This is a genomic window from Paractinoplanes atraurantiacus, assembly GCF_900215205.1.
Classification (GTDB): domain Bacteria; phylum Actinomycetota; class Actinomycetes; order Mycobacteriales; family Micromonosporaceae; genus Actinoplanes; species Actinoplanes atraurantiacus.
The window spans coordinates 220,068-234,827 of record NZ_OBDY01000003.1 but is presented as its reverse complement, the minus strand read 5'-3'; the positions used below and the strand labels follow the sequence as shown (position 1 = coordinate 234,827).

At 70.4% G+C, this 14,760-nt stretch carries 15 protein-coding genes; 6 read left to right on the top strand and 9 right to left on the bottom strand.

Annotated elements, in window-relative coordinates:
- Nucleotides 1–446 precede the first annotated feature (446 nt).
- Entirely contained in the window at nucleotides 447–941 is a 495-nt protein-coding gene (locus tag CRP55_RS10375; protein ID WP_245922908.1) for a TetR/AcrR family transcriptional regulator, read from the top strand.
- A 2-nt stretch (nucleotides 942–943) separates the two neighbouring features.
- Here the strand turns inward: CRP55_RS10375 and CRP55_RS10370 are convergent, their stop codons facing one another.
- The 5 genes from CRP55_RS10370 to CRP55_RS10350 form a co-directional block, all read right to left on the bottom strand.
- On the bottom strand, nucleotides 944–1,582 hold the full coding sequence (locus CRP55_RS10370; RefSeq protein WP_097319488.1) for a DUF4241 domain-containing protein: 639 nt from the start codon (nucleotides 1,580–1,582) through the stop codon (nucleotides 944–946).
- Between the two features lie 12 nt (nucleotides 1,583–1,594).
- The gene (locus CRP55_RS10365; RefSeq protein ID WP_097319486.1) at nucleotides 1,595–2,254 is read right to left on the bottom strand and encodes a lysophospholipid acyltransferase family protein; all 660 of its coding nucleotides are present in this window, start codon (nucleotides 2,252–2,254) and stop codon (nucleotides 1,595–1,597) included.
- On the bottom strand, nucleotides 2,251–2,835 hold the full coding sequence (locus CRP55_RS10360; protein WP_097319485.1) for a TetR/AcrR family transcriptional regulator: 585 nt from the start codon (nucleotides 2,833–2,835) through the stop codon (nucleotides 2,251–2,253). Before CRP55_RS10360 ends, CRP55_RS10365 begins: the two co-directional genes overlap by 4 nt.
- Nucleotides 2,836–2,927: 92 nt before the next feature.
- Nucleotides 2,928–4,682 carry an aa3-type cytochrome oxidase subunit I gene (gene ctaD / locus CRP55_RS10355; RefSeq protein WP_097319483.1) on the bottom strand — a complete coding sequence of 585 codons (1,755 nt, stop codon included), beginning with the start codon at nucleotides 4,680–4,682 and terminating at the stop codon, nucleotides 2,928–2,930.
- 122 nt (nucleotides 4,683–4,804) lie between these two features.
- Nucleotides 4,805–5,911, bottom strand: a complete 1,107-nt coding sequence (locus CRP55_RS10350) for an FAD-dependent monooxygenase (RefSeq protein ID WP_097319482.1) — start codon at nucleotides 5,909–5,911, stop codon at nucleotides 4,805–4,807.
- 190 nt (nucleotides 5,912–6,101) lie between these two features.
- On the opposite strand from CRP55_RS10350, the gene CRP55_RS10345 reads away from it, so the two are divergent.
- The 5 genes from CRP55_RS10345 (at nucleotide 6,102) to CRP55_RS10325 (ending at nucleotide 10,686) form a co-directional block, all read left to right on the top strand.
- On the top strand, nucleotides 6,102–7,169 hold the full coding sequence (locus CRP55_RS10345) for a DNA polymerase ligase N-terminal domain-containing protein (protein WP_097319480.1): 1,068 nt from the start codon (nucleotides 6,102–6,104) through the stop codon (nucleotides 7,167–7,169).
- Between the two features lie 18 nt (nucleotides 7,170–7,187).
- Nucleotides 7,188–8,393, top strand: coding sequence for a DUF1996 domain-containing protein (locus tag CRP55_RS10340; RefSeq protein WP_097319479.1), 1,206 nt, complete (start codon nucleotides 7,188–7,190; stop codon nucleotides 8,391–8,393).
- 111 nt (nucleotides 8,394–8,504) lie between these two features.
- A complete protein-coding gene (locus CRP55_RS10335; RefSeq protein ID WP_097319478.1) occupies nucleotides 8,505–8,870 on the top strand; it encodes a hypothetical protein in 366 nt (121 codons plus the stop codon).
- Nucleotides 8,867–9,202 (top strand): hypothetical protein, encoded by a 336-nt coding sequence (locus CRP55_RS10330; protein ID WP_097319477.1) that lies wholly within the window; start codon nucleotides 8,867–8,869, stop codon nucleotides 9,200–9,202. Before CRP55_RS10335 ends, CRP55_RS10330 begins: the two co-directional genes overlap by 4 nt.
- Before the next feature lie 149 nt (nucleotides 9,203–9,351).
- Complete coding sequence (locus CRP55_RS10325; RefSeq protein WP_143234529.1) at nucleotides 9,352–10,686, top strand: amylo-alpha-1,6-glucosidase; 1,335 nt, start codon at nucleotides 9,352–9,354, stop codon at nucleotides 10,684–10,686.
- Here CRP55_RS10325 and CRP55_RS10320 read toward each other — a convergent pair.
- The 4 genes from CRP55_RS10320 to CRP55_RS10305 all read right to left on the bottom strand — a co-directional run bounded on the left by CRP55_RS10320 (nucleotide 10,683) and on the right by CRP55_RS10305 (nucleotide 14,531).
- Nucleotides 10,683–11,768 carry an S-(hydroxymethyl)mycothiol dehydrogenase gene (locus CRP55_RS10320; protein ID WP_097319474.1) on the bottom strand — a complete coding sequence of 362 codons (1,086 nt, stop codon included), beginning with the start codon at nucleotides 11,766–11,768 and terminating at the stop codon, nucleotides 10,683–10,685. The genes CRP55_RS10325 and CRP55_RS10320 overlap by 4 nt on opposite strands.
- Nucleotides 11,765–12,256 (bottom strand): MarR family winged helix-turn-helix transcriptional regulator, encoded by a 492-nt coding sequence (locus tag CRP55_RS10315; RefSeq protein ID WP_097319472.1) that lies wholly within the window; start codon nucleotides 12,254–12,256, stop codon nucleotides 11,765–11,767. The genes CRP55_RS10320 and CRP55_RS10315 overlap by 4 nt, the downstream gene beginning before the upstream one ends.
- A gap of 167 nt (nucleotides 12,257–12,423) precedes the next feature.
- Complete coding sequence (locus tag CRP55_RS10310) at nucleotides 12,424–12,813, bottom strand: cupin domain-containing protein (RefSeq protein ID WP_097319470.1); 390 nt, start codon at nucleotides 12,811–12,813, stop codon at nucleotides 12,424–12,426.
- A gap of 23 nt (nucleotides 12,814–12,836) precedes the next feature.
- The gene (locus tag CRP55_RS10305) at nucleotides 12,837–14,531 is read right to left on the bottom strand and encodes an EAL domain-containing protein (RefSeq protein ID WP_097319469.1); all 1,695 of its coding nucleotides are present in this window, start codon (nucleotides 14,529–14,531) and stop codon (nucleotides 12,837–12,839) included.
- Nucleotides 14,532–14,760: the final 229 nt, after the last annotated feature.

The following is a 14,760-nucleotide window of genomic DNA, read 5'->3' as shown; positions in this document are numbered from 1 at the left end:
GCGCGGCAGGCGCGGATCCGAGCGCGGCAGGCGCGGATCCGAGCGCGGCAGGCGCGGATCCGAGCGCGGCAGGCGCGGGCGCAGGCGCGGCAGACGCAGGCGCGGCAGACGCGGATCCGAGCGCAGCAGACCCGGGCTCGGCAGGCGCGGGCTCGGCAGGCGCGGGCTCGGCAGGCGCCGGCGAGGACGGGCTAGACCCAGGCACGGGCGCAGCAGACGTCGGCGAGGACGGAGTAGACCCGGGCACGGCCGCAGCAGGCGCCGGCGAGGACGGGGTAGGCGCGGCAGGCGCGGACGCGGCAGGCGCGGACGCGGTAAGCGCAGGCGTGGACTCCGGATCGGGGAGCGGAGCGGGCGATGTCAGGGCTGAGCCGGTCGGAGGGGCCGCCAAGGGGCGGAAAGCGCAACGCCCCCGTGATCCCGAGGCTCGGCGGCGGGCGCTGGCGGTGGCGGCTGTCGAGGTCATTGCTGAGGTGGGGATCGGGCGGACCACCCATCGGGCCGTCGCGGCTCGGGCTGGACTGCCGCTGGGGGCCACCACCTATTACTTTCCGACGCTCGACGATCTGATCGCCGCTGGGCTGCAACGGGCGGCCTCGGACGTGCAGGACGATCTCGAGCTGTGGGGGGCGCGGCTGCGGGCGGCCGAGGATGTGCCGACGGCGCTGGCGGAGCTGATCGCCGGATATCTGGCCGATCGGAAGCGGGCGCAGATCGAGTGCGAGCTCTATGTGGCCGCCGGCCGTGATGTCACTCTGCGGCCGCTCGCGCTGGCCTGGATGACCGGGCTTCGGGGGCTTCTCGAACCACATCTGGGTGCGACCGCCGCCCGCGACCTGATCGCCCTGGTCGACGGCGTCATGCTCCAGGCCCTGATCACCGGGCGGGATGTCGACACCTTGTCCCTCACCGCCACGATCCGGCGCTTGGCGGCGAGGTAACGTCAGACCACCGGCGTGACCAGGAAGTCGGTGACGTAGCTCGTCGGTTCGCCGTCGGCGGCGTATCCGATGTACGTGGGATAGACGCCCTCGCCCCACCCCGTGCTGACGGAGATGACGTTCGCGCCGGTGGGCTTGTCCGTGATGCCGCCCAGGGCGCTCGGCGGCGGCGGAAGCTCATCCGCGATGAAGACCGCCTCGTAGTCGTCGTAGGTCCAGTCACGCAGCGCCCGCACCGCCACCTCGTCGGCCAGGGCGCCGGCACTCGCGTCGACCTTGTAGCCGAAGAAGCCGTCGCCGGGAAGCTCCGCCGGGTCCTGCCCGGGGATCAGCGCCATCTCCCAGCGCGCCGCCTCCCGGTCGCTGATCAGCAGTTGCAGGGCCGCCGTGCGGGTCTGCGGGACTGCCCGCGCCGAGCTGATCAGCGCGACCCATGCCCGCAACGCATAGGTTCCAGGCGCCACGCTCACGGTGAACGGTTCGGCCGTGTCGGCGCCGAGCAGCGGGTCGCACCCGACGACGCGACCGGTCGGCAGGACGACGGCTTCCAAATTCCGGGCTTGCATGACGTACGCCGAACCGCCGCCCCGGAAGGAAGCACCCTCCACCAGAAGCGCGGAAAGATCGGGCAGGTAGCTCACGGACCCAGCATCTCAGTTCGGCCGGGCGTAGCGCGGAACGTACTCCTGGCCGGTCAGCGATTGGATCGCCGCCATCACGGTGTCGGTCAGGCGGCGGACGTCGGCCGGCGTTTCGGCCAGCACCGGGATCGCCGGGCCGAAGGTGACGCTGACCGGATGCCGGCGGGGAAGGCGACTTCCCGGCGGCCGCAGATGGTCGGTGCCGCGGATGCCGACCGGGATGATCGGCACGCCGGTCTGCTGGGCCAGCCGGACCGCGCCCGTGCGCCCCCGATAGAGGCGTCCGTCCGGCGAGCGGGTCCCCTCGGGAAAGATCGCAACCAGACCCCCTTCCTTGAGCACGGGGATGGCGCCGTCGAACGCGGTGAGGACCGCCCGCCCGCCGCCGCGCTCCACCGGGATCGCACCCATGCCGGTGACGACGCGCCGGGTGAGGTCGCCCCGCGGGCCGGTGCCGCGGAAGTATTCGGCTTTGGCCCAGAAGGCGATGTGCCGGGGCGTGAGCACACCGAGGAACACCTGGTCGCCGATGGAGAGATGGTTGGGCGCCAGGATCGCGCCGCCGCTCTCGGGCAGATGCTCGAGCCCGCTGACCGTGGGACGCCAGGTCACCCGCAGGTAGCCGCCGAGCGCCCGGTGAGCCAGCGCGTAGAGGGGTGGTGCACTGATCATGCGTCGCCTCCGGGGGTGGGCCCGAGATGGGCGGTGAGGGCGGCCTCCAGGAACGACCCGGGATCGGCCGCCCCGGTGGCCAGGGTGAGGCTCCCCCAGTTCCACAGCTCGGCGATGCCGTGCAGGTTGGCCCACAGCGCCGCCGCCACGACCTCCGGTGAGGGCGCGGGGGTGTGACTGGGGAGGGCCTGGGCGACCAGGTCGGTGAGCAGGTGGAACAGCGGGAGGCTGGTGTCCCGCAAGCCGAGGTAGCCGCTGTTCAGGATGTCGTGGCGGAACATCAGCTCGTAGCGGCCGCGCCTTTCGACGGCGAAGTCCAGGTAGATCCGGGCCAGCACGCTCAGCCGGGCGCGCGGGCCGCCCGGGCCGTCGGCCAGGGCGGCCTCCGCCCGTGCGGCCAGCTCGGTGAAGCCTTCGCGGGCGACGGCCGACAGCAACTCGAGGTGGGTGGGGAAGTACCGGCGGGGCGCCCCGTGCGACACCCCGGCCCGCCGGGCGATCTCGCGCAGGGACAGCGCGCCGATTCCCTCGCTGTCGACCAGCTCGCCGCCGACCCGGACGAGTCGATCCCGCAGATCCATAGACAGTGTCTACCAGTCGGCCGTAGACAGTGTCTACGGCTGGGCAAGAAAAAGCCCGCCCCGAAGGGCGGGCCTTTCTCAGCGCTCAGAGATCAGTGCTTCTTGTTGTCCGTGTCCTCGTTGTAGGTGGCTCCCCCGTCTGACTCCTTGGTCAGCGGGCGGGCGCCACCCTCGGGCGGACCGGCGATCGACTGCTCGCCGGCGGCCAGCTCCGGGAACTTCGCGTCGAAGGCCGGGCGCTCCGAGCGGATGCGCGGCATGCGGTCGAAGTTGCGCAGCGGCGGCGGCGACGAGGTCGCCCACTCCAGCGAGTTGCCGTGGCCCCACGGGTCGTCCACCGTGACCAGCTGGCCGACCTTGTAGGACTTCCAGCAGTTGTAGATGAACGGCAGCGTGGACAGACCCAGCACGAACGACCCGATGGTCGAGAACGTGTTCAGGAAGGTGAACCCGTCGCTCGGCAGGTAGTCGGCGTACCGCCGCGGCATGCCCTCGGTGCCCAGCCAGTGCTGCACCAGGAACGTGCCGTGGAAGCCCAGGAAGGTCAGCCAGAAGTGGACCTTGCCGAGGCGGTCGTCGAGCATCCGCCCGAACATCTTCGGGAACCAGAAGTAGATGCCCGAGAACACCGCGAACACGATCGTGCCGAACAGCACGTAGTGGAAGTGCGCGATCACGAAGTACGAGTCGGAGACGTGGAAGTCGATCGGCGGCGAGGCCAGCAGCACGCCGGACAGACCACCGAACAGGAACGTCACCAGGAAGCCGATGGCGAACAGCATCGGCGTCTCGAAGCTGATCTGGCCGCGCCACATCGTGCCGATCCACACGAAGAACTTCATGCCGGTCGGCACCGCGATCAGGAAGCTCAGGAAGCTGAAGAACGGCAGCAGGACCTGGCCGGTGACGAACATGTGGTGCGCCCACACCGACATCGACAGGGCGGCGATGAGCAGGGTGGCCGCGACGAGGCCCTTGTAGCCGAAGAGGGGTTTGCGGCTGAAGACCGGGATGACCTCGGTGATGATGCCGAAGAACGGCAGCGCCACGATGTACACCTCGGGGTGGCCGAAGAACCAGAACAGGTGCTGCCAGAGCATGGGGCCGTTGGTGTTGACGTCGTAGACGTGTGCGTCGAGGACGCGGTCGGCGGTGAGCGCGAACAGCGCGGCGGCCAGGAACGGGAAGACCATGATGACCAGCAGGCTGGTGACCAGGATGTTCCACGTCATGATCGGCATGCGGAACATGGTCATGCCGGGCGCGCGCAGGGTCAGGATCGTGGTGATCAGGTTGACACCACCGAGGATGGTGCCCAGGCCGGACAGCGCCAGGCCGACCACCCACATGTTGCCGCCGATGCCCGGCGAGTGCAGCGAGTCGCTCAGCGGCGTGTAGGCGAACCAGCCGAAGTCGGCCGCGCCCCCCGGCGTGATGAAGCCGCTGATCGTGATCGTGCCGCCGAACAGGTAGAGCCAGTAGGCGAACGCGTTCAGGCGCGGGAAGGCCACATCGGGCGCACCGATCTGGATCGGCACCACGAAGTTCGCGAAGGCGAACACGATCGGCGTCGCGAAGAACAGCAGCATGATCGTGCCGTGCATGGTGAACAGCTGGTTGTACTGCTCCGGGGACAGCAACTGCATGCCCGGGCGAGCCAGCTCGGTACGCATCAGCAGCGCCATCAGGCCGCCGAGCATGTAGAACACGAAGGCCGTGATCATGTACATGATCCCGATCTGCTTCGCATCCGTCGTGCGCAGGATCCGGGCGAATGCCGAACCCTTGACCTGCCGCCGGACCGGGTATGGCCGGGTCACGATCGGCTTAGGCGCAACGGTCGTCACGAATAGCCTCCGTCGTCTCGTACGTCCCACTCGGTGCGCCCATGGTCAAAGGCGTACCTCGCAGGCAGAATAGTCCCCCACCGACCTCCCGCGGGCGCGGGGTGACCAAAGAGGCCTCTAGATCAGGCGGGCGATACCAGCGGGCGGTAGTGGTCGGTGAAGATGCGCAGGCCGCGCCTGCGCAGCATCGGATCACGCAACGCGGGCGGCACGTCACGGGTGCGGTCGCGCTCCCGGGTGCGGTCACGCACCGACTCGCACCGGGGACGACGGCGATCTTCGTACGCCCGCAGCGCGGACGCGACGTCACCGGAGGCAGCGCGAAGCTCCTCGCCGAGCACGACCGCGTCCTCGAAAGACATGGCCGCGCCCTGAGCGAGCGTCGGGGCGGTGGCGTGCGCCGCGTCACCGACGAGCAGGACAGGGCCACGTGACCAGCTTGGCAGAACAACCTCGTCGGTGCGGGCGACCTGGACCTTTTCGATGGCGTCGAGAATGGCCGGCACCGGGCCGCCGAACGTGCCGAACAGCTCCCGCAGGTGCGCCTTGGGGTCCTCGGGGTTGGGCGAGTCGGGAGCGGTCTCGTCGGCGTAGCAGTAGATCTTGCGGCCGCCCATGGGCATGGCCACGAACGACGACCGCCGCCCGAGCAGGGCCGTCCAGTCGCTCAGCGGCGGCCCACCGGTGACCACCGAGCGGTAGACGATCTGGCCGGTGGGGTCGGCCGCGGCGCCCAGCCCGGCCTTGGCGCGGATCGTCGAGCGCCGACCGTCGGCCCCGACGACCAGGTCATACTCGGCGACGCTGCCGTCTCCGAACTCGACCTTGGCGGCGCCCTCGAAGATCTCCAGGTCGCGCACGGCGGTGTCGTAGCGCACCTCGCCGCCGACGCCGGTGAGCAGCACCTGCTGGAGGTCGGCCCGGGACAGCGCCCGCGACTCGCCCACGCCGGCCCAGAGCCCGGCCACGTCCATCTCGAACAGCTCGCGGCCGCGGGCGTCGAGGAAGACCTGCCGGAAGATCAGGTCGCCCAGCGGCCTCAGTGGCGCGTCGAGCCCCAGCTGGCGCATCGCCCGCGAGGCGTTGCCGGGAAGGTAGATGCCGGCGCCGGGCAGCATGGTCGCGGGCAGCTCCTCCACCACGTCGGGCCGGAAGCCGGCGAGCCGCAGAGCTCGAGCAGCGGCGAGACCGGCGATTCCGGCGCCCACCACGAGGATGCGCAACGTCATCGCAGCACTGCCTCCCACCGGTCGGACACGCGTTGGAGCCAAGACACTACCCCGCGCCACCGGCGGGGGAAACCCGCGATCATCGACGCGTCCGAATTGTTCAGATGGCTGGCCATGTCGCCCACCCTGGCACAGGCGTATGACAAATTACATCGGTGTATTTTCGGTCACCGCGGGAAAAAATAGGGTCATGACGGATCGTCTGGCGGAGTACCGGAACAAGCGGGACGCCCGGCGCACGCCGGAGCCCATCCCGCGGCAGGCCGGACGGAGCAAGCAGGACGCGAACCGCTTCGTCATCCAGCAGCACCACGCGCGCAGTCTGCATTGGGACGTCCGGCTGGAGCGCGACGGCGTGCTGGTCTCGTTCGCGGTCCCCCGCGGCCTGCCCAAGGACCAGGCCCGCAACAACCTGGCCAAGCACACCGAGGACCACCCGCTGGAATACCTCGCCTTCTCCGGCGAGATACCGGCCGGCGAGTACGGCGGCGGCCGGATGACCATCTTCGACCAGGGCACGTACGAGGCCGACAAGTGGCGCGACGACGAGATCGGCGTGACCTTCCACGGCGATCGCACCAACGGGCGCTACGTCTTCTTCCAGACCGGCGGCAACGACTGGATGGTCCGCCGGATGGACCCGCCCGAGCCCGGCTGGGAGTCCATGCCGGACGAGGTGGCGCCGATGCTGCCGGTGCCCGCGGCCACGCTGCCGTCCGACGACGCCGACTGGGGTTACGAGCTCGCGTGGGGCGGCCGGCGCGTCCAGGCGTACGTCTCCGGAGGACGCGTACGCCTGATGGCCGAAAGCGACGTGACCAGCTGGTATCCGGAGATCCGGGGTCTCGGTCCGGCGCTGGCGCCGGTCGAGGCCGTCCTCGACGGCGAGATCGTGGCGTTCGACGGACCCCGGCCTTCGCCCGAGCTGCTGGCCCGGCGCAAGCCGCCGAAGGACTCGGCGGCGGCGAGGCGGGCGGCGGAGCGGACGCCGGTGCATTTATTGGTGTACGACCTTCTGTGGCTCGACGGGCACAGCACGCTCGAGCTCGTGCGGTACGCGGAGCGCCGCGAGCTGCTGGCGGGCCTGTCGATCGCCGGCGACCACTGGCAGACGCCGCCCTACTTCCCCGGCGGGGGCGAGTTCGCGCTGGAGACGGCCCGCGCCCAGGGTCTGGACGGCATCGTCGCCAAGCGGCTCGACTCGCCGTACCTCCCCGGGCGGCGAAGCCGTCTCTGGCTTTCCGTTATCGCGCGCTGAGCCGCCCGTCTCCCAGTCGTGCCGAACACGACGATCCCCCAGCCGCCCCGACGTCACCGCCGCCGGCCCAGCCGGGCCGTCACCGCCCTCGGCGCCGGCGTGGCCGTGGTCGCGGTAGCCGTCTCGGTGGCGGCGGTCTCGATGCGCAGCGACAACAGCAGCCCCGAGGCGGTCTCGGCGACCGCCGCGGCCACGACGCCGGCTCCGGCGACCGCGACGGCAACCGCGACCACGACGGCTTCGGCCCGGCCGGCGACGTCCGCTTCCAAGGCCGCGCCGTCGAAGCCCGCGACGGAGACGACCCCTTCAAAGCCCACGGAGCAGCAGGCGCCGGCCAAGCCCGGCTGGATCAACGTCGACCCGGCGATCTGGCAGGCGCAGGTCGACGCGTACAACTCCCGCAAGGTCGATCCTGTCCCGGCCGGCGTCGGGAACCTGCCCGAGTTCCGCGCCGACTGCCAGTACAGCCACCGGCTGGCCGACGACCCGATCGTGCTGCCCGGCCTGCCCGGCGCCTCACACATGCACTCGTTCGTCGGCAACAAGGCGGTCGACGCCGGCACGACCGCCGGTGACCTGATGAAGTTCACCGCCACCACCTGCAAGCCCGTGCAGGACCACTCCGCCTACTGGGTGCCGACCCTCTACGACAACGCCACGAACAAGCCCGTCGAGACCACCGGCTTCCGCGTCTACTACCGCTCGCTGCGCGACAGCTCGAAAGGCATGATGCCGCTGCCGAACGGCCTGCGCATGGTCGCCGGCGACGCCAAGAAGAAGGTGCCCACCCCGCGCGGCGCCCAGGGCCAGTTCTACTGCGCCTTCTACGGCCCGGGCGACCTCGACGGCATCGCCCGCAGCACCAACGGCAACTGGCCCATCTGCGGCGGCGACGCCACCTTGCACTTCATGCTGCAGTTCCCCGACTGCTGGGACGGCAAGCACCTGGACAGCCCCAACCACAAGGACCACGTCGCCTTCGGCAGCGGCCAGGGCTGCCCCTCCTCCCATCCCGTCCGCATCCCCGCCATAACCTTCGACATCCAGTACGGGGTGAAGGGCACCACCCAGGGCTACTACCTGTCCTCCGACAAGGACGTGAAGAGCGCCTCCTCCATGCACGGCGACGCCTTCGTCATGTGGGACCAGGACGCCATGAACAAGCGCACCAAGAACTGCATCCTCAACCGCCGAACCTGCGACAACTTCGGCTACCTGGACTGAGCCGCCACGCCTCGCCACTATGGTCAGATCGACCGACGTGGATGCTGAGGTGGAGCGGCCGTGCCAAGGAGGCCTCGCGGACCCGGATCGCACGGGCGACCGGCCGCCAGTGTGGCCGAGGGCCATGAGGCCCTGGCGCGGGTCGCCGAGGACGGGCGTCTCAACCAGGGCGGCCCGGGGCGGGCCGCCGAACCGCCGCCTCGCGGCCCTGATCAGTGGCAGTCCGAGTTCGACGGGCTGCCCGCGGGCCGGCAGAGCCACGTCCGGGTCGCGGGGAGCAGCGAGGAGCTACGCGGCTACTTCGATCGGTGGATCGCCGGCGCGGAGCCTCAGCCCGCACGCGGGCCGAAGGTTCCGGAGGTCTATAAGCTGCCGGACGGCACGATCATCCAATGGCGGCTGAGCTCTCGTTCCGGAGGCGAGACGATCGACATCTTCCGCGCCGGCGAGCGCGACCGAAAGGTGCATCTCGAATGAACACCGACGGGATCGTGGATGAGCTGCTGGTCGAAGGGCTGGATGACTGGGTGCCGGTCGACACCGTGATCGGGGCGGCTCGGGAGGCGGCGGAGGCGGCCGGCGTCGAGTTCCAGGGGCTGACCGTCGAGGTGCTCGAGCGGCTCATTGTGGGTGGGCTGATGGTCGCCGGAGACATCGGCGACGGGTTCGAGCGGTGGGACGACGAGCCGCAGGCGATGGTGCGCAAGGTGGTGGCCCAGGTCGAGTCGTTCGGGTGGGCGCCGCTCGGTGGCGCCTGCTGGCTGGCCAACACACCGGCCGGTGATGATCGGGCCCGGACGGTGCTCTGACGGACCGGCGGTCCGTGAACCGTGTGCGAACCAGGGGTTCCCTTCAGGCGGAGGGCTGGTGACCCGACAGGGGTTTACCGGCGTCTGGAGCGGAAAGGTCTTCTGATTAGATGCACCCCGACCACCCCCTGCCAGCACCTGTGACTGAGATGTCTGCCGAACTCTGGAACTCCGCCGCCGGCGTCCTCGAGACGAACTGGGCCGGCGATCACATGGTCCCCTCCCGCCGCCTCTATCCCCATCAGTGGAGCTGGGACGCCGCCTTCATCGCGGTCGGTCTGGCCTACGTCAACCCCACGCGTGCCTGGCGTGATCTGCGCAGCCTGTTCGAGGCTCAGTGGCCGGACGGGCGGGTGCCGCACATCGTGTTCGACCCGGCCATGTCCGAGGCCGACTACTTCCCGGGGCCGGCTTTCTGGGGCGTGCCCGCGTACGGCAGCCGGCCCGCACACGGCAGCACCGGCATCGTCCAGCCGCCGCTGCACGCGGTCGCGGCCTGGGAGGTCTACCGGCGGGCGGCCGCGCACGGCGCCGCCGCCTCGCAGCAGGCCCGGGCCGAGCTGGAGTGGCTCTATCCGCGCCTGGTCGCCCAGCAGGAATACCTGACCGACCGCCGTGATCTCGGCGGCGGCGGTCTGACCGCCATCGTTCATCCGTGGGAGTCGGGGCTGGACAACAGCCCGGCCTGGGACGACGCCATGGCCAACGTGCCGGCCGACCTGTCGCTCCTGACCGTCTACCGCCGCCGTGACCTGGCCGTCTCGGACGCCTCGCACCGGCCCACCGACACCGACTACGCGCGTTATGTGGGTCTGGTGCTCAGCTACCGCGCCGCCGACTATTCGGACACGGGACTGACGGAGCGGCACGCCTTCGCCGTCGAGTGCCCGTCGTTCAACGCCATTCTGGGCGCCGCCGAGCTGTCCCTGGCCCAGATCGCCGGCGTGCTCGGGCACACCGCCGCGGCCGGCGGGCACCGCGAGCGGGCCCAGCGGATCACCTCGGCCATCGTGTCGCGGCTGTGGAACCCGGACACCGGCATGTTCCACGCGCGGGACGTGCACACCGGCAAGCTGACCCCGGCCCGCTGCGTCAGCGGCCTGATGCCGCTGATGCTGCCGGATCTGCCCGCCGGTCAGGTGGAGGGCGTGCTCGCGGCCATGCGCTCGGAGCGGTTCGGGCTGCCGGTGACGAGCTACGACCGTACGGCCGCCGATTTCGACACCCTGCGGTATTGGCGCGGCCCGGTCTGGATCAACGTGAACTGGCTGCTGCGCCGCGGGCTGCTCGTGCACGGTCGCCGGGACGAGGCGGAGGACCTGCGGGCCGCCATGGTGCGGCTGGTGCACCGCAACGGCCACTTCGAGTATTTCCACCCGGAGACCGGCGAGGGCCTGGGGGCGCCCAGTTTCAGCTGGACGGCCGCCCTGGCCCTCGATCTGCTCGCGGACCGCTCCGTACCGGCGTACGCCAAAGCGGCTTAGAAAAGAACCACCGAACGGAGCACGCCACCGGTGTGCATCTTGGCGAACGCGGCCTCGACGTCGCCCAGGCCGATCTCCTCGGTCACGAAGGCGTCGAGGTCGAGCCGCCCCTGCAGGTAGAGCTCGGTCAGCATGGGGAAGTCGCGGCTGGGCAGGCAGTCGCCGTACCAGCTGGATTTCAGCGCACCACCGCGGCCGAAGACCTCCAGCAGCGGCAGCTCGATCTTCATGTCGGGGGTCGGCACGCCGACCAGGACCACGGTGCCGGCCAGATCGCGGGCGTAGAAGGCGGTCTCGTACGTCTCCGGGCGCCCCACCGCCTCGATCACCACGTCGGCGCCGAAGCCGCCGGTCAGCTCCTTCACCCGCTCGACCACGTCGGTGCCGCGGGCGTTGATCGTGTGGGTGGCGCCGAAGCCTTTCGCCCACTCCAGCTTCTGCTCGTCGGTGTCGATCGCGATGATCGTGGTCGCGCCGGCCAGGGCCGCCCCGGCCACCGCGCCGTCGCCGACACCACCGCAGCCGATCACCGCCACCGAGTCGCCGCGGGTGACACCGCCGGTGTTCACGGCCGCGCCGATGCCGGCCATCACGCCGCAGCCGAGCAGGCCGACCGCCGCCGGCCGCGCCCGCGGATCGACCTTTGTGCACTGTCCGGCCGCGACCAGCGTCTTTTCCACGAACGCGCCGATGCCCAGGGCCGGCGACAGCTCGGTGCCGTCCTCGAGGGTCATCTTCTGGGTGGCGTTGTGGGTGGCGAAGCAATACCACGGTTTGCCCTTGCGGCAGGCCCGGCACTCGCCGCAGACGGCACGCCAGTTGAGCACCACGAAGTCGCCCGGGGCGACCTCGGTGACGCCGGCGCCGACCGACTCGACCACGCCCGCGGCCTCGTGGCCGAGCAGGAACGGGAAGTCGTCGTTGATGCCGCCCTCGCGATAGTGCAGATCCGTGTGGCAGACGCCGCACGCCTGGATCTTGACCACGGCCTCGCCGGGGCCGGGGTCGGGGACGACGATGGTGGTCAACTCGACCGGAGCACCCTTGCCGCGGGCGATGACGCCCTGCACTCGCTGACTCATCGCCCCAGCGTAGGGCGCGCCGCGTTCCCCGTCAGCGGCTCCTGGAGCAGCGCGGCCGCGAGCTTGGCCAGCTGCCGCGTCTGCGCGGGGGAGAGACGGTCGAAGACCAGTTGTTGTACGGCCTCAGCGTGCCCCGGCGCGGTCTCGGCGACCTTCGCGAATCCCTCGTCGGTGAGCACCGCGATCTGGACGCGGCCGTCGGCGGGGTCGCGCTCGCGGTAGACCCAGCCCTGCCCCTCGAGACGGGCCACGACGTGCGACAGGCGGGACAGGGAGGCGCTGACCGATTTGGCCAGGCGGCTCATGGCCAGCCGGCGGCCGGGCTGCTCGGACAGGTAGACCAGCACTATGTAGCCCATGTGCGTCAGGCCGGCGTCGCGCTGGAGCTGCGCCTCGAGCGCCGCGGGCACTCTGATCAGCACCTCGACGAAGCGGCGCCACGTCTGCTGCTGCTCGTCGCTCAACCATCGCGGCGCGGGCTCTGTCATGCAGAGAGGTTAGTGGCGTGATGGCCGAAGGTCACGATCCGGGTCAATACATCGACGCTCGGCTCTGCCTTCGATACGCTGCGCGGATACTTTTCTCTCATCGGCACGGCGCCGGGGCCGGCTGGCTGGGGGGCCACGGCCGGTCCCGGTGCTGTGCTGTTTCTCCGCTAATTCTGCGGCGGCTCGTCCTTGCCCTGCTCCTCGAGGCGGTCCGCCTCCTCCTTGGTCTTGTGCACCGCGCCGTCGGCGTGCTCCGGCGGGCCGTAGACGGTGTAGAGGACCAGCGGGTTCGGGCCCGTGTTGAGGAAGTTGTGCTTGTGCGCGGCCGGGACCACGACGAGATCGCCCTGGGCGACGTTGCGGGTCTGCCCCGAGACGATGGCCTTGCCGGTGCCGCTGACGAAGGTGAGGATCTGGTCCACCTCGTGGACCTCCTCGCCGATCTCGCCGTCCGGCGGAATCGTCATGATGACCAGCTGCGTGTGCTTACCGGTCCACAGGACCCGGCGGAAGTCCGGGCTCTTCTCGGCTACGGTGGCGATCGTGAAGTGCTCCATGTGAGGCCGTATACCCACCCCGGTCAGGGCGTATGCAAACGGCCTTCGACGACGGGCGCGGGCCGCCCGATCAGATAGCCCTGCACGTAATCGACGCCGAGCTCACGCAGCAGCCGCAACGTCGGCTCGTCCTGGACGAACTCGGCCACGGTGTGGATCCCGTACGCCTGACAGACCTGGACCAGCGCACGGACCAGCACCTGATCCTGGGGATTGTCGACCAGATCGACCACGTACTCACCGTCGATCTTCACCAGGTCGATGGGGAAGATCCGCAGGTAGCGGAACGACGCGTAGCCGGAGCCGAAGTCGTCGAGGGCGAGCTCGCAGCCGAGGTCGCGCACCCGGTCGGCGAAGCGGCGGGCCTCGCTCAGGTTGCCGATCAGGGCGGTCTCGGTGATCTCGAAGGTGAGCTGCTCGGGCTTCACCCGGTAGTGCTGGATGAGCCGCTCGACCTCGTCGGTGAGCCGCGGGTCGCCGACCGAGCGGCCGGACAGGTTGATCTGCAGGCAGGTCGAGGGCTGCTCGGCGGCGAGCTGCATAGCCCGCTCGACCACCCAGAGGTCGATGTCGTAGACCGCGTCGAGACGCTCGGCCGTGTCCAGCACCTGGGTCGGCGACTGCGGGCCGTCCGCCTCGTCGAGGACCCGCAGCAGCAGTTCGTGCCGGGTCACCGTATTCGTCTGAAGATCGAGGATGGGCTGGGCGTAGAGGGTGAACCGGTCGGTGTCGAGGGCGTCGGCAACCCGGCTGCGATAGGAGCCCTGCCGGTCGCGCGCCGGCACCGGATGGGCGACGTGAGTGAGCGGCCGGTCGGCCTCGCGCGACTGCCGCCACGCCTGCTCGGCGTCGATCAGCAGCTCGTGGCTGCCGGCGTCGCCGTCCGGGGTGAAGCGCACCAGACCACCCCACGCCTCGGCCCGCAGCCAGGTGTCGGTCAGCACGAAGGTCTGCGAGCGCAGCGCCTGCACCAGCAGCTCGGCCTCGCGCCGGGCCATCGGCCAGGAGGTGCCGGCCAGCAGCAGCGCGATCTCGTTCGGGCCGACGCGGCCGAGCAGCGCGCCCTCCTGCACGACGCCCTCCAGCACCCGGGCCGCTCGATGCAGGAGATCGGCGTTGCGCTCGGGGCGGCTTTCGCCTTCCGGTTGTACGCGGATGACCAGCACCGCTCCGCCGCCCCGGCGCAGCGCCCGGTCGATCTCGTCGGCGAACCGGGCGCGGGTGAGCAGGCCGGTGGCCGGGTCGGGCTCGATCAGCGAGTCCTGCACCGTCTCGCCCCGGCGGGCCAGGCGTGCCATCTCGCGGCGGGCCCGCTCGCGGGCCGAGACATCGGTCACTGTGCAGCGGATGCCGCGGACCGTGCCGTCCGGGCTCTTCACCGGCTCGATGCGGCAGTCGACGTCGAACCAGCCGCCGTCGGCCCGCATGAGCCGCAGCGTGGTGCGCACCGTGGAGCCGCTGGTCCAGGCCGAGGTGATCGCGCCGAGGGCCCGGGCGTGGTCGTCACGGTGCACATAGCGCACAAGGACCTTGCGGCTCACCTCGTTCTGCGCCGGCGGGTGGCCGAGCATGGCGCGCAAAGCGGCCGACCAGACGATGCGGTCACCGCTGGCCGTGTACGAGAACCAGGCCGAACGCTCACCGGGAGCGTCGTCGGCGGGTGCGCGCTGCTCCGGAAGCCTCGGCGGGACATGCCGGTGCTCATCCGGTGCCACCATCGCCCCCGCCACCTCCCCCGGCGTCTCCGGAAACCCTTGACTATTACGACCCGTCACGGGGTCGATATAACAGTGGACGTCCGCTCCAATGTTTTGCGCGGCTTGCCAACAAAACCACGAGCTGCTGGTTCTCGCCCGATCAGAGTAGGGAATTAGCCGATCGGTTGACCACTGCGCTGCGTGATTGTTGCTGGCAAATATCGCCGGTTCCATGACGGACAGTCACTAC